The organism is Bradyrhizobium sp. HKCCYLS3077, from assembly GCF_051167555.1.
Taxonomy (GTDB): domain Bacteria; phylum Pseudomonadota; class Alphaproteobacteria; order Rhizobiales; family Xanthobacteraceae; genus Bradyrhizobium.
Genome location: NZ_JBNPTH010000002.1, coordinates 534,545 through 552,485, shown reverse-complemented (window position 1 = coordinate 552,485; position 17,941 = coordinate 534,545). Strand labels below are relative to the sequence as shown.

Annotated in this window: 22 protein-coding genes; 15 read left to right on the top strand and 7 right to left on the bottom strand. The window is 65.3% G+C overall.

From position 1 onward, the window contains the following. Positions 1-80 precede the first annotated feature (80 nt). Together ACQR0Z_RS08545 and fghA are read left to right on the top strand one after the other, a co-directional pair. The gene (locus ACQR0Z_RS08545; protein ID WP_434876494.1) at positions 81-701 is read left to right on the top strand and encodes a response regulator transcription factor; all 621 of its coding nucleotides are present in this window, start codon (positions 81-83) and stop codon (positions 699-701) included. Between the two features lie 74 nt (positions 702-775). Next, entirely contained in the window at positions 776-1,621 is an 846-nt protein-coding gene (gene fghA / locus ACQR0Z_RS08540) for an S-formylglutathione hydrolase (RefSeq protein ID WP_434918333.1), read from the top strand. A gap of 630 nt (positions 1,622-2,251) precedes the next feature. Here the strand turns inward: fghA and ACQR0Z_RS08535 are convergent. Further along, the gene (locus ACQR0Z_RS08535; RefSeq protein WP_434918718.1) at positions 2,252-2,731 is read right to left on the bottom strand and encodes a DUF3280 domain-containing protein; all 480 of its coding nucleotides are present in this window, start codon (positions 2,729-2,731) and stop codon (positions 2,252-2,254) included. Between the two features lie 140 nt (positions 2,732-2,871). On the opposite strand from ACQR0Z_RS08535, the gene ACQR0Z_RS08530 reads away from it, so the two are divergent. The 5 genes from ACQR0Z_RS08530 to ACQR0Z_RS08510 all read left to right on the top strand — a co-directional run bounded on the left by ACQR0Z_RS08530 (position 2,872) and on the right by ACQR0Z_RS08510 (position 7,610). Next, complete coding sequence (locus tag ACQR0Z_RS08530) at positions 2,872-4,080, top strand: ABC transporter substrate-binding protein (protein ID WP_434918332.1); 1,209 nt, start codon at positions 2,872-2,874, stop codon at positions 4,078-4,080. Positions 4,081-4,370: 290 nt separating this feature from the next. Next, the gene (locus ACQR0Z_RS08525; RefSeq protein ID WP_434876673.1) at positions 4,371-5,324 is read left to right on the top strand and encodes a YVTN family beta-propeller repeat protein; all 954 of its coding nucleotides are present in this window, start codon (positions 4,371-4,373) and stop codon (positions 5,322-5,324) included. After that, entirely contained in the window at positions 5,321-6,151 is an 831-nt protein-coding gene (locus ACQR0Z_RS08520; RefSeq protein ID WP_434861466.1) for an ABC transporter ATP-binding protein, read from the top strand. The genes ACQR0Z_RS08525 and ACQR0Z_RS08520 overlap by 4 nt, the downstream gene beginning before the upstream one ends. After that, a complete protein-coding gene (locus ACQR0Z_RS08515) occupies positions 6,148-7,002 on the top strand; it encodes an ABC transporter permease (protein ID WP_434918331.1) in 855 nt (284 codons plus the stop codon). The genes ACQR0Z_RS08520 and ACQR0Z_RS08515 overlap by 4 nt, the downstream gene beginning before the upstream one ends. Beyond that, positions 6,999-7,610 carry a hypothetical protein gene (locus tag ACQR0Z_RS08510; protein WP_434918330.1) on the top strand — a complete coding sequence of 204 codons (612 nt, stop codon included), beginning with the start codon at positions 6,999-7,001 and terminating at the stop codon, positions 7,608-7,610. Before ACQR0Z_RS08515 ends, ACQR0Z_RS08510 begins: the two co-directional genes overlap by 4 nt. Positions 7,611-7,794: 184 nt before the next feature. On the opposite strand, the gene ACQR0Z_RS08505 is transcribed toward ACQR0Z_RS08510, so the two are convergent. Next, on the bottom strand, positions 7,795-8,358 hold the full coding sequence (locus ACQR0Z_RS08505; protein ID WP_434918329.1) for a PQQ-dependent catabolism-associated CXXCW motif protein: 564 nt from the start codon (positions 8,356-8,358) through the stop codon (positions 7,795-7,797). Beyond that, complete coding sequence (locus ACQR0Z_RS08500) at positions 8,355-9,230, bottom strand: substrate-binding domain-containing protein (RefSeq protein ID WP_434861462.1); 876 nt, start codon at positions 9,228-9,230, stop codon at positions 8,355-8,357. The genes ACQR0Z_RS08505 and ACQR0Z_RS08500 overlap by 4 nt, the downstream gene beginning before the upstream one ends. Before the next feature lie 206 nt (positions 9,231-9,436). Between ACQR0Z_RS08500 and ACQR0Z_RS08495 the strand changes: the two genes are divergently transcribed. Next, positions 9,437-10,318, top strand: a complete 882-nt coding sequence (locus ACQR0Z_RS08495) for a quinoprotein relay system zinc metallohydrolase 2 (RefSeq protein WP_434918717.1) — start codon at positions 9,437-9,439, stop codon at positions 10,316-10,318. A gap of 56 nt (positions 10,319-10,374) precedes the next feature. Continuing rightward, positions 10,375-11,196: a quinoprotein dehydrogenase-associated SoxYZ-like carrier gene (locus tag ACQR0Z_RS08490; protein WP_434918328.1), complete on the top strand. Its 822-nt coding sequence runs from the start codon at positions 10,375-10,377 to the stop codon at positions 11,194-11,196. Positions 11,197-11,219: 23 nt separating this feature from the next. Here the strand turns inward: ACQR0Z_RS08490 and ACQR0Z_RS08485 are convergent, their stop codons facing one another. Beyond that, positions 11,220-11,579 carry a hypothetical protein gene (locus ACQR0Z_RS08485; protein WP_434861460.1) on the bottom strand — a complete coding sequence of 120 codons (360 nt, stop codon included), beginning with the start codon at positions 11,577-11,579 and terminating at the stop codon, positions 11,220-11,222. A gap of 86 nt (positions 11,580-11,665) precedes the next feature. Here ACQR0Z_RS08485 and ACQR0Z_RS08480 point away from each other — a divergent pair, with 86 nt between their 5' ends. The 4 genes from ACQR0Z_RS08480 to ACQR0Z_RS08465 are packed head-to-tail and all read left to right on the top strand — an operon-like array spanning position 11,666 to position 14,470. Beyond that, a complete protein-coding gene (locus ACQR0Z_RS08480) occupies positions 11,666-12,646 on the top strand; it encodes an ABC transporter substrate-binding protein (RefSeq protein WP_434918327.1) in 981 nt (326 codons plus the stop codon). After that, positions 12,646-13,383 carry an ABC transporter permease gene (locus tag ACQR0Z_RS08475; RefSeq protein ID WP_434861458.1) on the top strand — a complete coding sequence of 246 codons (738 nt, stop codon included), beginning with the start codon at positions 12,646-12,648 and terminating at the stop codon, positions 13,381-13,383. The genes ACQR0Z_RS08480 and ACQR0Z_RS08475 overlap by 1 nt, the downstream gene beginning before the upstream one ends. Further along, on the top strand, positions 13,373-14,083 hold the full coding sequence (locus ACQR0Z_RS08470; RefSeq protein WP_434918326.1) for an ABC transporter ATP-binding protein: 711 nt from the start codon (positions 13,373-13,375) through the stop codon (positions 14,081-14,083). The genes ACQR0Z_RS08475 and ACQR0Z_RS08470 overlap by 11 nt, the downstream gene beginning before the upstream one ends. Positions 14,084-14,122: 39 nt before the next feature. After that, positions 14,123-14,470 carry a hypothetical protein gene (locus tag ACQR0Z_RS08465; protein ID WP_434918325.1) on the top strand — a complete coding sequence of 116 codons (348 nt, stop codon included), beginning with the start codon at positions 14,123-14,125 and terminating at the stop codon, positions 14,468-14,470. 26 nt (positions 14,471-14,496) lie between these two features. Here ACQR0Z_RS08465 and ACQR0Z_RS08460 read toward each other — a convergent pair whose 3' ends face one another. Next, complete coding sequence (locus ACQR0Z_RS08460; RefSeq protein ID WP_434861455.1) at positions 14,497-14,709, bottom strand: hypothetical protein; 213 nt, start codon at positions 14,707-14,709, stop codon at positions 14,497-14,499. A 198-nt stretch (positions 14,710-14,907) separates the two neighbouring features. On the opposite strand from ACQR0Z_RS08460, the gene ACQR0Z_RS08455 reads away from it, so the two are divergent. Beyond that, entirely contained in the window at positions 14,908-15,216 is a 309-nt protein-coding gene (locus tag ACQR0Z_RS08455; protein WP_434918324.1) for an EthD family reductase, read from the top strand. A gap of 125 nt (positions 15,217-15,341) precedes the next feature. Here ACQR0Z_RS08455 and pqqA read toward each other — a convergent pair whose 3' ends face one another. Further along, positions 15,342-15,422 carry a pyrroloquinoline quinone precursor peptide PqqA gene (gene pqqA / locus ACQR0Z_RS08450; RefSeq protein WP_009031067.1) on the bottom strand — a complete coding sequence of 27 codons (81 nt, stop codon included), beginning with the start codon at positions 15,420-15,422 and terminating at the stop codon, positions 15,342-15,344. A gap of 178 nt (positions 15,423-15,600) precedes the next feature. After that, a complete protein-coding gene (locus ACQR0Z_RS08445) occupies positions 15,601-15,993 on the bottom strand; it encodes a hypothetical protein (protein WP_434918323.1) in 393 nt (130 codons plus the stop codon). A gap of 264 nt (positions 15,994-16,257) precedes the next feature. Here ACQR0Z_RS08445 and ACQR0Z_RS08440 point away from each other — a divergent pair, with 264 nt between their 5' ends. Beyond that, positions 16,258-17,922 carry a methanol/ethanol family PQQ-dependent dehydrogenase gene (locus ACQR0Z_RS08440; RefSeq protein WP_434861453.1) on the top strand — a complete coding sequence of 555 codons (1,665 nt, stop codon included), beginning with the start codon at positions 16,258-16,260 and terminating at the stop codon, positions 17,920-17,922. Positions 17,923-17,941 lie beyond the last annotated feature (19 nt).

The following is a 17,941-nucleotide window of genomic DNA, read 5'->3' as shown; positions in this document are numbered from 1 at the left end:
ACATGATGTAACATCGCGCGGCATGCATCCATGATGCATCGCAACAATGACGCGAGTTGGAATTCCGGGACCCCAAGTTCATGCGCGTTCTGATCGTCGACGATCATCCCATCGTGGCTTCCGGCTGCCGTGCCCTGCTGTCGGGCGATCCCGACGTGGTGCTGCTGGAGGCCGCCGACGCCGAGAGCGGCGAGACCAGCTTCATCGCCGAACGGCCTGATGTCTGCGTCATCGACATCAATCTTCCGACCGTGTCCGGCTTCGAGCTGGCGCGACGCATCCTGGCGCGCGACGCCCAGGCCCGGCTGATCATGTTCAGCATGAACGACGACCCGGTGTTCGCCGCGCGCGCCATCGACATCGGCGCCAAGGGCTATGTGTCGAAGAGCGGCGATCCGAACGATCTCACCGAGGCGATCCGCGAGGTCGCGCGTGGCGGCAGCTATCTGCCGCCGGCGATCGCACGCAGTATCGCATTTGCGGGCGCGGCGGTGGCGCAGAGCCCGCTGGCCAAGCTGACCTCGCGCGAGCTGGAGATCCTGCGCCTGCTCAGCGCCGGCAAGAGCCTGTCGGAGATCGCCTGGCTGATCCACTCGTCCTACAAGACGGTCGCCAACACCTCCTCGATCATCCGCCAGAAGCTCGGCGTAAGAACCTCGGGCGAGCTGGTGCGTTTGGCGATCGAGAACGGCGTCGCTTGACATCAGGCGCTTGACATCCGGCCAGTGGCGCGCTCCGGTCCGCCGCTTCTATCGCGCTTCCGACAGGTGATCCCATGACGCTCACGACCGTGTCCCAGAACAAGTCCCACGGCGGCGTCCAGGGCGTGTACCGCCACGCCAGCCAGGAAACCAAGACCGAGATGACGTTCTCGGTGTTCGTGCCGCCGCATGCTGATGACGCGAAACTGCCCGTCGTCTGGTATCTCTCGGGTCTTACCTGCACCCACGCCAATGTCACCGAGAAGGGCGAGTTCCGCGCTGCCTGTGCCGAGCTCGGCCTGATCTTCGTCGCGCCCGACACCTCGCCGCGCGGCGATGGCGTGCCCGGCGATGCCGACAACGCCTATGATTTCGGCCTCGGCGCCGGCTTCTATGTCGATGCCACCGAGGCGCCGTTCGCCAAGAACTACCGGATGTGGAGCTACGTCACCGAGGAGCTGCCGCATGTGGTCGCGGCGAACTTCCCGGTCGATCCGCGGCGGCAATCGGTGATGGGCCATTCGATGGGCGGCCATGGCGCGCTGACGGTGGCGCTGCGCAACCCCGACCGCTACCGCGCCGCCAGCGCCTTCGCGCCGATCGTCGCGCCCTCGCAGGTGCCGTGGGGCGAGAAGGCGCTCGGCGGCTATCTCGGCAGCGACAAGGCGGCCTGGCGCAAGCACGATGCGGTCGCGCTGATCGAGGACGGCGCCCGCGTCTCCGACATCCTGGTCGACTATGGCGATGCCGATCCGTTCCTGACGCAGCAGCTGCGCCCGGAGCTGTTGAAGGCGGCCTGCGAGAAGGCGAACATCCCCCTGCTGCTGCGCAAGCAGGAGGGCTACGACCACAGCTACTATTTCATCTCCACCTTCATGGCCGACCACCTGCGCTGGCACGCGGCGCGTCTCGGTCGCTGAACGGCAGGACGTGATTTGCCCGGCGGGCGCCAGGACGCCCGCGCGTCGTGATCGAGGCGCGTTGCAGAGCTCTCGTCTATCAGCGCGTCGACGGCGATTTTGCCAGGCGGCACAACGCGTTCACCCCTGTCCAGTCCTCCGGCGAAAAAGATTTCTCTTTCGTTTTTCCGAAGTTCATGATTGTATCGCTCCGTCCTGCCTCGTCGAGAGGGCGTATCGCGGTCGTCACGAACGTGGAGTGCGGGATGCGGTGGACGCCGGCGGCGCGCAGCATGTTCGCAAGAATGTGCCGACGAACGCACCACGGCGTACGGCCAAGTCGCGTGGTCCTGGCATCCCGACGCTGATGCCCCCGCGGCGGCGCGCTCACGGCGTGTCGTTGCGCACGGTGACCAGAAAGCCCGGCGCACCGGGGAGAACGCGAAGCAACCGTTAAGACCATCGCGCAGGGAGGGCCGGGATGTCCCCAGCCGAACCTGTGGTACCTGCCGCCTGCACTTTCTTCTGCAGGCGGGCCATGGGGGCGGCAGGCTCCCGGCCTTCCCTGCGCCTCTCTGTTGGAGAGAGGCGATCGAGATTGCAAAGCTCGGGCGTCACCCGCCGCGAGAACGCGTGCTCATGTCCCGATCGTTAGTTCGCCTGCGGCGCGCCGTAGTTCGGGGCCAGCACGCGGTTGCGGATCAGCCATGCCATGGTTCGCGTCCAGGATTCGTCGGTGTTGCCGCGCATGTCGGCGGTCATGGCCGCGACCGGCTTTCCGGTGTGAGCGTCGCGCAGATAGATGTTCATGTTGAGGATGAGATTGGAGACCTTCTGCACCGTCCCGGTGATCGCGAGATCGGCGCCGATGTCGGACGCCAGCTTGACGTCGCAGCCGCCGCAGGCCTGCAGATTGCTATGGTGCGCCGCATCGTTGACCGGCGCGATGTCGAGCACGCGAAACTGGCCGGAGTCCTGCAGCGCCGTTCGCAGCTGCTCGGCCGCATGCGCCAGCCGCCGCTGCTCGTCCTGCCGCGGCCCCTGCACCTCGCCCTGCAGGCTGGTGTCGATCAGCTCGAAATCGAACACCGCCACCTTGGGCGGCTCGGCGCGCGCTGATGTTGCAGACATCAGGAGCAGGGACGCGAGGAGAACAGTCAGTTTCAAGGTCGTGATCCGAATGACGCCATAGCGGCCAAAAGTGGGGTTGAAAGCTAGGCCAATTCGGTCATCTTGCAAGACGAAACCTCGCCGGCACAGGACGGGGAACAATGGGAGGACATGTGGTCCTGGGAGTTCTGGCCCGATTCCTGATCGGCGCGATCGGCCTCATCGCCGCTGCAACTGCCGCTGCCGCGGCTGACACGGTCGACATTGCGATCGGCTATCTCGGCCGCGCCGGCGTGCCGCAGACCTTGTCGCCGCTCGACCAGCCGGCGGCCGACGACGGCATCGCCGGTGCGAAGCTCGCGATCGAGGACAACAACACCACCGGCAAGTTCCTCAACCAGCGCTTCAGCCTGATCGACCGCCGCGTCAAGGATGATGAGGATGCGGCGCAGGCCGCGAACGAACTCGCGGACAAGACCGGCTTCATCCTCGCCGACCTGCCGGCGGATACGCTGCTGAAGGTCGCCGATGGCCTGCGCGGCCGCGGCATCATGCTTCTCAATGTCGGCGCCACCGACGACCGGCTGCGCGAGCAGGACTGCCGCGCCAACGTCATCCATGTCGCGCCGACGCGCTCGATGCTAGCCGATGGCCTCGCCCAATATCTGGTGTGGAAGCAGTGGAAGCGCTGGCTGCTCGTCACCGGCTCGCACGACAAGGACAAATTGTTCGCCGACGCGCTGCGCCGCGCCGCCACCCGCTTCGGCGCCAAGATCGTAGAGGAACGCACCTTCGAGGATGCGGGTGGCGCGCGGCGCACCGACTCTGGCGTCACCCTGATCCAGCGCCAGATGCCGGTGTTCACGCAGAAGGCGCCGGCCTATGACGTGCTGGTCGCCGCCGACGAGAGCGAAGTGTTCGCCAACTACCTGCCCTATCGCACCTGGGACCCGCGTCCCGTCGCAGGCTCCGCGGGGCTGCGTCCGACCAGTTGGGATCCGGCGCAGGACCAGTGGGGCGCGACGCAGTTGCAGAACCGCTTCATGAAGCTCGCCTTGCGCCGCATGGACGCGTTGGACATGCAGGCGTGGATGGCCGTGCGCATGGTCGGCGAAGCCGCGTCGCGCACCAACTCCGGCGATGCCAAGGCGATGACGGATTATCTGAAGAGCCCGAACTTCACCATCGCCGCCTTCAAGGGCACGCGTCTGTCGCTGCGCGACTGGAACCTGCAACTGCGCCAGCCGATCCTGCTCGCCGACGGCCGCATGATCGTCTCGGTCTCCCCGCAGGAAGGTTTTCTGCACCAGGTCTCCGAACTCGACACGCTCGGCGTCGACCGGCCCGAAACCAAATGCAAGCTGCAATGACGTCGGATGGGATGATGGTGATGAAGATGCTTTTCGGCCCGGCGTCTCCCCTCACCCTGAGGAGCCCGCTGCAAGCGGGCGTCTCGAAGGGCGAGGCCCGGCTGGGGCCTCATGGTTCGAGACGCGCCGAAGACGGCGCTCCTCACCATGAGGGTCTTGAGCGTGCTTGGCTCAACAAAGAGAGGCTTGCACGTCGCCCCCCGCTCAGTCCTCGTCCCGACGAGCCCGCCGTAGGCGGGCGTCTCGAAGGACGGCCACAACTTCGAACACGCTTCAAGGTAGCCGCCGGCCTGCTCACCGCCGCGCTCGCGTTGGCCTCCATCACCCCCGCCTCCGCCTATGTCGCCTTCGTCTCCAACGAAAAAGGCAACACCGTCTCCGTGATCGACACCGACACCTGGACGGTGACCAAGACCATCAAGGTCGGCCAGCGGCCACGGGGCATTTCGTTCACGCGGGACGGCAAGTTCGTGATGGTCGCGGTCGGCGACGACGACACCATCCAGGTGATCGACGCCAAGAAGATGGAGGTCGTCGACACCCTGCCCTCCGGGCCCGATCCCGAACTGTTCGTGCAGGACGCCCAGGGCAAGACGCTCTACGTCGCCAACGAGAACGACAACACCGTCACGATCCTGGATCTGGAGAAGCGCGTCCGCATCGGCGATGTCCAGGTCGGCGTCGAGCCGGAGGGCATGATGCTGAGCCCCGATGGCAAGACCCTGATCTGCACCTCAGAAACCACCAACATGGCGCACTTCATCGACACGTCGACGCGCCAGATCGTGGCGAACGTGCTGGTCGATGCGCGGCCGCGCTACGCCGAGTTCAAGACCGACGGCTCGGAGCTGTGGGTGTCGGCGGAGATCGGCGGCACCGTCTCGATCATCGACCCGGCCAAGCGTGAGATTACCAGGAAGATCAAGTTTGCCGTGCCCGGTTTGCGCAGCGAAGCGATCCAGCCGGTCGGCATTGCGCTGACCAAGGACGGCAAGACCGGCTTCGTCGCGCTCGGCCCTGCCAACCGTGTCGCTGTGGTCGATGCCACCACTCATGAGGTGAAGAAATATCTGCTCGTCGGCCAGCGCGTCTGGCACATGGAGTTCACGCCGGACGAGAAATATCTGCTCGTGACCAACGGCGTTTCCAACGACGTCTCGGTGATCGACGTCGCCGCGCAGAAGGTGATCAAGACCATCCAGGTCGGCGAGCTGCCCTGGGGCATCACGATTGCACAGCCATGAGCACGCAGAACGCACCCGCTCTCGACACCACGAACCCTACGCGGCAGCAGGCGCCTGACCCGGTCCCGGCGCTGTCGATCGCCGGCGTCAGCCATTCCTATGGCGCGCGCAAGGCGCTCAGCGACGTCTCTTTCGTGGTGAAGCCCGCGAGCTTCACCGCCCTGCTCGGCCTCAACGGCGCCGGCAAGAGCACATTGTTCTCGCTGATCACCCGCCTGTTCGCGGTTCAATCGGGCGAGATCGACATTTTCGGCCATGACATCGGCCGGACGCCCGGCGAGGCGCTGCGGCTGCTCGGCGTCGTGTTCCAGCCGCGTACGGTCGATCTCGATCTGTCGCTGCGGCAGAACCTGCTCTATCACGCCGCGCTGCACGGCATCGCGCGCCGCGAGGCCCGCGCGCGCAGCGAGGAGCTGCTGGCGCGCATTGGTCTTTCCGACCGCGGCGGCCACAAGGTGCGTGACCTCTCCGGCGGCCAGATGCGCCGGCTGGAGATCGCCCGCGCTTTGCTGCATCGGCCGCGGCTGCTGCTGCTCGACGAGGCCACCGTCGGCCTCGACGTCAAGGCGCGCGCCGATATCGTCGGCCATGTCCGCCAGCTCGTCGCCGAGCAGGGCATCGGCGTGCTCTGGGCGACGCATCTGTTCGACGAGATCGCCCCGACCGACGACCTCGTCGTGCTGCATCAGGGTCGCGTGCTGGCGCGCGGGCCGGTGCCGCAGGTGATCGCCGAGGCCGGTGCGTCCGACGTCAACGCGGCGTTTGCGCGGCTGACGACCCAGGCCAGCCCAGGCAGCGCCAGCCCGGCACGGAGTGCGGACGCATGACCGTCACCACCGTTCACACCTCGACCCCAACCCGCAGCGGCTTCTCCGCGGGCGAGTACATCACCTGCCTGATCGGCATCGTCTGGCGCGAGGGCCTGCGCTTCCTGCATCAGCGCGAGCGCTTCGTCTCGGCGCTGGTGCGCCCGCTGGTCTGGCTGTTCATCTTCGCCGCAGGCTTCCGCCAGGTGCTGGGCATCTCGATCATCCCGCCCTACGAGACCTACATTCTTTACGAGGTCTATATCGCGCCAGGATTGATGGCGATGATCCAGCTGTTCAACGGCATGCAGTCGTCGCTGTCGATGGTCTACGACCGCGAGATGGGCAATATGCGCACGCTGCTGGTGAGCCCGCTGCCGCGCGGCTATCTCTTGTTCTGCAAGCTGCTCGCCGGCACCGCCGTCTCGGTGCTGCAGGTCTACGCCTTCCTGATCATCGCCTGGTTCTGGGACATCACGCCGCCGCCGATGGGCTATCTCACGGTGCTGCCGGCGCTGCTCCTGTCCGGCCTGATGCTCGGCGCGCTGGGCATGCTGATCTCCTCCGGCATCAAGCAGCTGGAGAATTTTGCCGGCGTCATGAACTTCGTGATCTTCCCGATGTTCTTCGCTTCCTCGGCGCTCTATCCGCTCTGGCGCGTCGAGGAAGGCAGCCCGTGGCTGGCCTATCTCTGCGAAGCCAACCCCTTCACCCACGCGGTGGAGCTCATCCGCTTTGCGCTGTACGGCAAGCTGAACTTGGTGTCGCTCGCCGTGGTCGGCGGCTGCACCGCCGTGTTCATGATCGGCGCAATCCTGGCCTACGATCCGTCGCGCGGATTTGTCAGGCGTGGTCCCGGAGGCGAGGCATGAGATCGAGAGCGAGATTGCTGACCATCGCCCTGGTCGCCTCGGCCGGTCCCGCGTATGCGGCCGATCCGCGCTATCCCGACTGGCCCTGCCCGCAGGCCAAGGTGCCGGAGATCTCGATCGCGGCCGTCTGGTCCGGCCCGCCGATCGACGATGTCGGCGCGAGCTGGAAGGACGAGCCGAAGATTTCGGAGCTCGTGGCCAAGCTCGCGGCGCGACGCATTCCCTTGGAACAGGCGCAAAAGGACGTCGCCGATTTCATCACCGGCACAGCCGAGGAGAAGGCCCGCAAGGGCAAGCTGCTGTTCGCCGGCCTGTTCGACACGCTCAATGCCCAGCGCACCTCGGTCATGAACGGACTCGAGCGCGTGATGCGCAAGCAGCGCGATGCCGTCGAGAAGGTGCGCGGCGACACCATCAAGCTGCAGGAGATGCAGAGCGGCGCTACGCGTGACGAAGCCAAGATCGAGGAGCTGAGCAATCAGCTCAATTGGGAGACCCGCATCTTCGAGGATCGCCGCCGCGTGATGAAATTCGTCTGCGAGGTCCCCACCGCCATCGACCAGCGCCTGTTCGCGCTCGCCCGCGAAATCCAGCAGGACATGGAGTAGGCCGCGGATGCCGCTCGCCCTTGAACATGATCATGCAAAGCGAGTGCACTCATGTCCCCGCATCGTCATGGCCGGGCTTGACCCGGCCATCCACGTCTTTCCGCGGGGCACCGCGTGGATGCCGGGGTCAAGCCCGGGCATGACGAGCAAACCAATTGGCCGCGATGTCTGTTGCGACCTCCGCTCACTCCTCCGACCGCGGCTCGGGCTCCGTCTGCTGCAGCGGCAGGTCGGCGCGGGCCCAGCCGTCGGTGCCGTCGGGGTACCAGGCCACGTTGCGATAGCCGTAGGTCAGCGCGCGCTTCGCGGCGTTCCACGACATCCAGCAGTCTTCGAGGCAGTAGAACACCAGCAGACGCCCCTGGTCGCCGCCCGACGCCTGCGTCAGGCCGCGCTTCAGATAATCCTCGGTGGCCGCCGCGAGCACGCCATAGCCGGTGTCGGGCAGCCAGATACTGCCGGGAATGTCCAGGCGCGGCTGCTCGCGCCACACCGTGCCGGCCGGCAGGTTCTTCGGCTTGGGCGGTCGCGGCAGGACGTCGACGAAGGCCGCGGACTTTGCGCGCCATATCGCCTCGGTCTGCAGCGTCGACAGCACGCGTGCACCGGCCAATGTGGTCGGAACCGGCGCACGATAGTTCTCGGTGCGATAGTTGTCCGGCTCCGGCACGAGTTCGTCGGCCCACGCTGCCATCGCGGCGAGCAGCAGCGCGCCTGCCAACACCGCAGCGGTGAGCCGAACGATCATGGCTTCGTCGCAGCCTCGGCGGTGATCAGATGATTGCTCTCATCCAGCAGCGGCACGCCGAAGTCGAGCAGGATCTTGTTGATCTCGCCCTGGTTCTCCTGGATCAGCTTGTTGAGCTGCCGCCGCCAGTTCTGGTCGGCGCCGCGCACCCCCATCGCGATCCGATAGATCAGCTTCGGCCCGGACGTCTCCTTCACCAGCGGCGTCACGTGAAGCTGCGGGCTCGCCTGCTTGGCGTAGTAGCCGGCCATCGGCCCCCACAGCACGCCGGCGTCGATTTCGCCCGACTTCAGGTCGTTGATCATGGCCTCGGCCGAGGAGTCGACGCGGGTGTCGATCATCAACGGATACGGTTTTGCCAGCGGCATGAGCCCGGCCAGCGCCATGTTGGTCGCAGGCGGCGTGCCCGCGACGATTCCGATGTGCTTGCCCTTGAGCTTGGCGTCTTCCAGCGTCGTCACATCGGCAAGATCCGAGCCCGGCTTGGTCACGATCGCATAGGCCGTCCGGTAGTAAGGACTGGTGCTTTGCACGAGATCGTCGCCTTGCGGAAAGCCCATGATGACGTCGCAGCGATGCGAGCCGAGCGTCATCCGCACGAAGCCCGTCGCCTGCGGAAAGAACGTGTAGTCGACCTTCTTCTGCAGCTTGGCGGCCAGGAACTCGGCGAGCTTGTTCTCGAACCCCTCGCCCTTCTCGTTGGAGAACGGCAGGTTGCGCGGATCGGCGCAGACGCGGAGAACCTTGGGATCGACCAGCTCGATCGACAGGTCGAGACCGTCATTGCTTTGCGCGTAGGAGGCGGCGGGGCCGAGCAGAGTGAGGCCCGCGGCAACGGCCAGCGAGCCGACAAGAGTGCGACGCTTCGTCATTCGTCTTTCCATCCCTATCGAGCGCATCGAGTTATTTTTGAAAATGCTAGGCCGCCGGCCGTGCTGGCGCAACAGCTGCTGTCATCGCGAAGAGTTGACCGCATGCTGCGACGCAACGCCGGCGCGATGATGCACACGTCTCACGCGAGCAAGGCAAACACGTGATCAGCCGCCTCCTCATCGCGATCGGAACGTGGGGCGTTCTCATGCTCGGCAGCGCGGCACATGCGGAGCCGCGGGAACTCGCGGTCAGCGAAATCGCGCCCGGCGTCTTCGTCCATGTCGGGGAGGCGGCACTGATGACCGCCTCGAACGAAGGCGCCATTGCGAATGTCGGCTTCATCATCGGCGATGACGCCGTGGCCGTGATCGACACCGGCGGCAGCGCGCGGGAGGGTCGCGCGCTGCTCGCAGCCATCCGGCTTCGCACGACCAAGCCGGTCCGCTACGTCATCAACACCCATGCCCATCCCGACCATATGTTCGGCAACGCCGCCTTTCAGGATGATGGGACGAGCTTCGTCGGCGCCAAGACTCTGCCGCGTGCGCTGGCGATGCGCGGATCCCACTACATCGAGGCGTTCCGCCGCCTGATGGGCGCGGAGCTGATCGACGACGTCCGCCTGGTCGCGCCATCGATCGTCGTCGACAACCTGATGTCGCTCGACCTCGGCGGTCGCGCGCTCACGCTCAAGGCCTGGAGCACCGCGCACAGCGATTGCGACCTCACCGTCGTCGATGAGCAGAGCCGGACGTTGTTTGCCGGCGATCTGGTCTTCCTCCGTCACATCCCCGTGATGGACGGCAGCCTGCGCGGCTGGATCGCAGACCTCGGCGCCCTTTCAGCGATCGCGGCCGATCGGGTCGTGCCGGGCCATGGCCCCGTCAGTCCCTGGCCGCTGGCGCTCAATGATGAGCGGCGCTACCTCGAAACCCTGGCCCACGACATCAACGGGCTGATCAAGGCGGGAAAGCCGATCGCGGAGGCGAGCGGGGCCGCCGCATCGGAGCGCGGCAAGTGGCAACTGTTCGACGACTACAATGCGCGCAACGCCACCGCAGCATTTTCGGAAATGGAATGGGAATGAGCCTGCGGACACGCTATGATCGCCGGCACACCAGAACGGCCTTGGAGGACTGCGCCATGACCCGGCTCCGCCTGCCATCAACCTTGCTTCTCGGCGCATGCGTTGTATTTGCCTTCGCACCTGCGAACGCCGCCGAGACGTACGATCCATGGCCGGGACTGGTGCAGGACATCTTCAACAACAAGCCGATGCAGGACGGCGGCAATGTGCTGGCGATCGAGATGCCGCCCCGAGCCGAGGACGCATCGGTCGTTCCAGTCACGCTGCGCAGCAAGCTGTCGCCCGCCGACGACCGCCGCATCAAGACCATCACGCTGGTGATCGACCAGAACCCGGCCCCGATGGCGGCCAAATTCACGCTCGGCGCGGACGCCAATGTCACGGCGATCTCGACCCGTGTCCGTGTCAACAACTACACCGATGTGCATGCCGTGGCCGAACTGACGGACGGTCAGCTCTATGTGGTGAAGACATTCGTGAAGGCATCCGGCGGCTGCTCCGCGCCGGCGGCGAAGAATCCGGATGAAGCCAAGGCGCGCGTCGGCCAGATGCGCTACCGGCAGTTCACGCAAGCCGGTGACGGTGCGAGCAGCGGCATCCGCGAGGCTCAGGTGATGGTCGGGCATCCCAACAATTCCGGGCTGCAGATGGACCAGCTGACCCAGCTCTACATTCCCGCCTTCTTCGTCGACCAGCTGACGCTGTCGCAGGATGGCAAGCTCGTGCTGTCCGTCGACGGCGGCATCTCGATCTCGGAGGATCCCAATATCCGCTTCACCTATGTCTCGAACGGCGCCAAGCACTTCCGCGCCGAGGCGCACGATACCCAGGGCCATGTGTTCGAGCACGAATGGCCGGCGGAGGGATCAGGCACCTGATGCAAAGGTCAGGACGCGCGGCGTCAGAAACATCTCACTTCGGCTTCGGCCTGGGCGCGGCGGAGATCGTTGAGCGCATTGGCGGCCTGCTCGGAGGTGCGGAACTGGGTACCGAGATTGCTCTTCACCTGGGACATGCTGAGCACGGTTTCCGCCGTGACGTAGCGCTCATAGGGAATGATCGAGGCGATCACGTCGATCGAGCAGGAGCATTGCGCAATCGACTGCCGCGACTCGCCGTTGGCCTTCATGCAGCCGAAGACATATTCGGCGCGCGCCGAGGTCGGATAGTCATTGAGATCCTCGGCCCGCGCCGATCCGGCCAGCGCCGTCGCGGCAAGGAAGGTGGCGACAATCGGTCCTACCGGAACAGCGCAACGCATGACAGTCCTCCACGGTATCGCTGCCCAGGCTATGCTAAGAGAATGAGGCTGAAAAGAACACATCTCGAGGAAACGCAGACGCGCCCATGATACAGCTCGGTCGCTTGTTCATTGCTGTCATTGCTTGCGCGCTGCTGCCGATCCCGGCGTCAAGCGCCGCCGAGACGGTCAAGGTTGCGGTGCAAAAGACCGGGACCTTCGCCTGGGAATTGGCCGTCATTCGCGCGCACCAGTTCGACAAGCAGGCCGACATCGCGATTGATGCGGTCGAGCTCGCGAGCCCGGAGGCCGGCAAGATCGCGCTGCGCGCGGGCAACGCCGACATCATGGTCTCGGACTGGCTGTGGGTATCGCGCGAGCGCGCGCTCGGCGCCAAGCTCACCTTCTCCCCCTACTCCAGCGCGCTCGGCGCCGTGATGGTGCCGGCAAACTCGCCACTCAGGACGCTTGCCGATCTCAAGGGACGCAAGCTCGCGGTCGCCGGCGGCCCGCTCGACAAGAGCTGGCTGCTGCTGCAGGCAGCGCTCAAGCGCGACGGCGTCGAGCTGAAGTCGCAGGCGACCATCACCTATGGCGCGCCGCCGCTGCTGGCCGCCAAGCTGGCCGACGGCGAGATGGATGCCGGCTTGAACTACTGGAACTTCTGCGCCGCGCTCGAGGCCAAAGGCTTCCGTCGCCTCGCCGGCATCGAGGACATCCTGCCAGCCTTCGGCGCCAAGGGCCGCACCGCGATGATCGGCTACGTGTTCGACGAGGAGTGGGCCAGCAAGCATCGTGATCTCGTCAGCCGCTTCCTGTCCGTCACGGCGAAGGCCAAGGAAATCCTGGGCACGTCGGACGCCGAGTGGCAGACGATCGCGCCGTTGACCGGCGCGCCGGACGAGGCGACGTTGCGCGCCTATCGCGACCGCTACCGCGAGGGCATTCCGCGCCGCTCTGTGTCCGAGGAGGAGACCGACGCCCGCATTCTCTATGGCGTGCTCGCCTCGATCGGCGGCCGCGATCTGGTCGGCCCCGCCGCCGAGATCAGCCCCGGCACCTACTACAGGGCGGATGCGAGGGATTAGTGCTGCGGCTGTTGTCCTTCGCGCTTCTGCTGGCCACCTGGTGGGTGGCTGCGACTGTCGCTGGCAGCGCCAAGCTGCCGCCGCCGTCGGCTGTGCTGGCCGTCGCTGTTGCGGAAGCAAAATCCGGCGCGCTGTTCCTGCATCTCGGCGCGACGCTCGCCCGCGTCGCCCTCGCCTTCACCCTGTCGATGGCGATCGGATCGGCACTCGGCTACTGGATGGGCCGCAACCGCCTCGCCAATCGCCTCGGCGACCCCTGGCTGATCCTGCTGCTCAATCTGCCGGCGCTGGTGGTGATCGTGCTGGCCTATATCTGGGCCGGCCTTACCGAGGTCGCGGCGATTGCGGCGATCGCGATCAACAAGCTGCCGACGGCCGTCGTGACCTTGCGCGAAGGCGCCCGCGCGCTCGATCCGTCGCTGGACGAGATGGCGAAAGTGTTCGCCTTCCCGCGCGGCCGCATCGTCCGCCACGTCCTGCTGCCGCAGCTTGCGCCTTATATTGCGGCCGCCGCACGCTCAGGCCTGTCGCTGGTCTGGAAGATCGTGCTGGTCGCCGAGCTGCTCGGGCGTCCCAACGGCATCGGCTTCGAGATCGGCGTCGCCTTTCAGCTGTTCGACATCCCGCTGCTCCTCGCCTATTCGCTCAGCTTCGCCGCCGTGGTGCTGGTGATCGAGGCCGTCCTCGTGCAGCCGTTCGAGCAGCGCGCATCAAGGTGGCGGCTCCGTGCGGCTTGAGGTCGACATTCGATCGAAGAGCTACACCAGCGCCAATGGCAAGCGCCAGGAGGTGATTTCAGGCATTGCGTTCACGCTGCAGCGCGGCGAGGTCGGCGTCGTCGTCGGCCCCTCCGGTTGCGGCAAGAGCACGATGATGCGGATCCTCGCCGGCCTAGATAGCGACTATCAGGGTCAGGTCACCCGACCGGACGGCGCCCGACTCGCCATGGTGTTCCAGGAGCCCCGGCTGCTGCCGTGGCGCTCCGTCGAGGAGAATGTCCGGTTGGCTGCGCCCGACGTCGCCGACGACCGGCTCGCCGCCATCTTCGGCGTGCTCGAGCTCGAAGGCCATCGCAGCCACTTCCCGGGCGAGCTGTCGCTCGGCCTCGCCCGTCGCGTCGCGCTGGCGCGCGCCTTTGCCGTCGAGCCGGACTTCCTGATCCTCGATGAGCCGCTCGCCTCGCTCGACGATGCGCTAGCCGCCAGGCTGCGCGAGGAGATCGCGACGCTGGTGGCGTCCAGGCCGATGATCACGCTGCTCGTCACGCACAGCATGGACGATGCCGTGCGGCTCGGCGACCGCATCTTCCTGCTGTCGCCGCGTCCGGCGCGACTGCTGCACACCATGCCCATCGCTGTTCCCCGGGCACAGCGCACCGATGCGACGGTCGCGGCGATCAAGGCCGAGCTGGCGGGGCCGGATTTTTCCGTGTCATAGTCGTGGCAAATCCTGGACATCAGCTCTTGAGGAAACGCCATGAGACCAGCACTCGCCGCCACGGCCGTCCTCGCCGCGGGCCTGTCGACCGCGGCGCTCGCGCAGGGCAAGGGCATCCGGTTGTGGAATCTGACCACTGCGACCATGACCGGCTTCCAGCTCTCGCCCGCCGGCCAGAACAACTGGGGTCCGAATCAGACACTGAGCGACAAGGACAAGGAGCTCGATCACGACGAGCGGCTGAAGCTCAGCGGCGTCGAGCCGGGACACTACGACGCCAAGGTCAGTTATTCCGGCGACCGGCAATGCATCGTGCGCGGTCTCGACATCAAGGCCGATGCCGTCGTCTCGGTGGCCGACAAGGATCTGCAAGACTGCACGAAGTAGCTCAGGCCTGCAGCGGCCGAGCCGCCTCAGGCCTTGTCGTTGCTGTGCGGATACTCGCAGCGCCAGCGCACCGCGGTCCATTTCGGGTGCTCGCCGATCCATTGGGCGATGTAAGGCGGCGCCTTCATCGCACATTGCTGCAACGACGCGCCGCCGTCGGCGAACACGAGGTGCTGCTCCTCGCAATTGGTCGGGGACAGCACGGCGCAAACCGTAATGACGAGATCGATGGGGCTCATGGCTCGATATCCTCAACGAGGCCTGAAGCAGAGTACCTCAATCTACGGCGTCCTGCTGCATCGGTTTCTCCCCGGCGCCGACTTTATGAGCGGAACCGAGCGCGAGTCGGGCGGCGTCAACGCTTGATCCGGGCCACCAGATCGGCTGCAATGGGTACCGGTCGATCGACCTCAAAAAGACGACAGCGGAGGAAGCAGATGCCCAAGGTTCTCGTACTCTACAAGACCCCGAAGAGCGCCGAAGCGTTCGACAAGCACTACATGAACGTCCACGTGCCGCTCGCGAAGAAAATTCCGGGCCTGAAGAGCTACGATATCAGCCGCGGTCCCGTGAACGGACCGGCCGGTCCCAGCAACATCCACCTGGTCGCCACTCTCGTATTCGATTCAATGCAGGCCCTGCAGGCCGGCATGGGCTCGGCCGAGGGCAAAGCCGCGGCGGGAGATCTGCCCAACTTCGCCGATGGCGGCGTCGACCTCTACATCTTCGATACGCAGGACGTCTGACCGAAGGCTGTCGAAAACTTCTTGCGGTTGACCAAAATGTCGATCGCAAGAGGATGGCTGGACCCCAGATCCGCCAAGCCGATCGCAAGCTTGATACGCTCGCCGGCTTGGCGGATCGCAGGTGATTACTTGCGGGCCGCGCAGGCGTACATGTTGATTTCCATGCCCACGGGCACTTCGACGATCTTCGGTGTCTTCCAGGCCATTTCGAGCTCCCAAGTTCTAACGTTCGTTGATTGACGCGTTGCTCGCGCCACCGGCGAAGCTAGGACTGCGTCCGAGCGAACGCAAGACAGACGACGGCAGCTTTTGCTGCAGATCTCCTGCACCGCCGTCTCTCGACCGACAACGTTCCGCCTCAATCGTCGCCGGATCTGGGTCTGCTCAGGCCCCGCCCGGCTGTACGTAGCAGAACACGTAGCGATTCCGGCTCAGGAAGATCACGCCGTGCCCCGTGGGATTGCCTTTGTCCCACTTCAGCTTGTGATCGGGAACTTCGATCTCCGTACCGACATCGATATGCGGCCGGCCACGCGGCTCGTCGGGACGATCATCGGTGATGATGACGTAGGTCTTGCCGTCGCGGACGTGGACTTCATCGGCGAAGTAGGCATCGGCCTCACCGCAGCATGACGCCGTCGGCACGTCCGGCTGCATCAGCGCCTCGTACCACCGGCGCAATGCAGGATCGACTGCCTCCCATTGGCCGAGATCACGCGCACTTGCACTCACCCAAAGGCAACACAGCATGCCGAGCCAAAGGATGCTTCGCCTCATCCCGTCTACTCCTCTGTTGATCCCGGCATGTTGCAGCGAAGCAATGTTCATGCCGCAGAGCAACACGAAAACGGTGCGATCATGCCGCCTGCAAATATGACGCGATGACAAAGGCTTGGCTCGACGCCTGCCGCCGCGCGGGAAAACGTCCCAACTTGGCGAGGATACCTGCCCAGCTTTTCGTATTGACGCTTCCCGGAATCGAGCGGAGTGTTGTTCCCGCAGCGTCAGGATAGGCGCGCATAAAAATCTTGGAGGAAATGAATGAAGCGGATCGCGCTGGCCGCAGGCCTCGCCATTCTTGCATCACATGGTGCGAGCGCGCAGAGCGCCGATCAGTTGGTCAAGGGTGCAACTGATACGGCAAACGTCCTCAACTACGGCATGGGCTACAATCTGCAGCGGTTCAGCTCGCTCACGCAGATCAACAAGGACAACGCCAAGAACCTCGTTCCGGTCTGGAATTACAGCTTCGCTGATGATCGCAGCGAGGAGTCGCAGCCATTGATCTATCAGGGCGTGCTCTACGTCACGACGCACAATGCGACGATGGCCGTCGATGCCAAGACCGGCAAGCAGATCTGGAAGAGCAAGATCGAGTATCCGGCCGAGACCCCGCGCGTCGTCTGCTGCGGCATCATCAACCGCGGCGCCGCGCTGTACGACGGCAAGGTTTTCCGCACCACGCTCGACGCCAACGTGATCGCTCTCGACGCCAAGACCGGCAAGGAGCTGTGGCGCCAGAAGGCCGCCGACATCAAGGAAGGCTACTCGATGACCGTCGCGCCGCTGGTGGCGGACGGCGTCGTGCTGACCGGCATCTCGGGCGCGGAGTTCGGCACCCGCGGCTTCATCGACGGTTGGGATCCCGCGACCGGCAAGCATCTGTGGCGCACCCACACGGTGCCGACCCCGGATGAACCCGGCGGCGATACCTGGAAGGGCGATACCTGGAAGCTCGGCGGCGGCTCGACCTGGATCACCGGCTCGTATGACCCCGAGCAGAACACCGTGTTCTGGGGCGTCGGCAATCCCGGCCCGTTCAACGCGGCGGTGCGCCCGGGTGACAATCTCTACACCTGCTCGGTGCTCGCGCTCGATCCGAAGACCGGCAAGATGAAGTGGCACTTCCAGTTCTCGCCGAACAACCCGTTCGACTATGACGCGGTCGCCGAGATGGTGCTCGCCGACATGAATGTCGAGGGCAAGCCGACCAAGGTGTTGATGAACGCCAACCGCAACGGCTTCTTCTACGTGCTCGATCGCACCAACGGCAAGCTGCTGGCGGCCAATCCCTATGTGAAGGTCAACTGGGCCTCCAGCATCGACCTGAAGACCGGCAAGCCGGTCGAGACTGATGTCACGCGTGACGCGCGCGAGGGCAAGAAAGTCACCGTCTATCCGTCGATCCTCGGCGGCAAGAACTGGCAGCCGATGTCGTTCAATCCGCAGACCGGTCTTGCTTACGCCAACACGCTCGTGTTCGGCGGCCACTACAAGACCGAGCCCGCGACCTACAAGGCCGGCGAGTGGTACCTCGGCATGGACCTGACGGATCTCTGGGATTGGCCGGAAGGTCCGCGCGGTCAGCTGAAGGCCATCGATCCGATGACCGGCAAGACCAAGTGGGAGCAGCCGAGCGACATTCCGCGCTTCTCGGGCGTGTTGTCGACCGCCGGCGGCGTGGTGTTCTCGGGCAAGCTGACCGGCGAGTTCGAGGCCTTCGACGCCGACAGCGGCAAGAAGCTGTGGCAGTTCCAGACCGGCTCCGGCATCGAGGGCCAGCCCGTGACTTGGCAGCAGGATGGCGTGCAATACGTCGCCGTCACCTCCGGCTATGGCGGCGTCTACTCGCTGTTCTCCGGCGACGAGCGCCTGGCCAACGTTCCGGCGGGCGGCTCGCTCTGGGTCTTCGCGGTCAAGAACTGAGTTCGGATTGCCCGTGAAG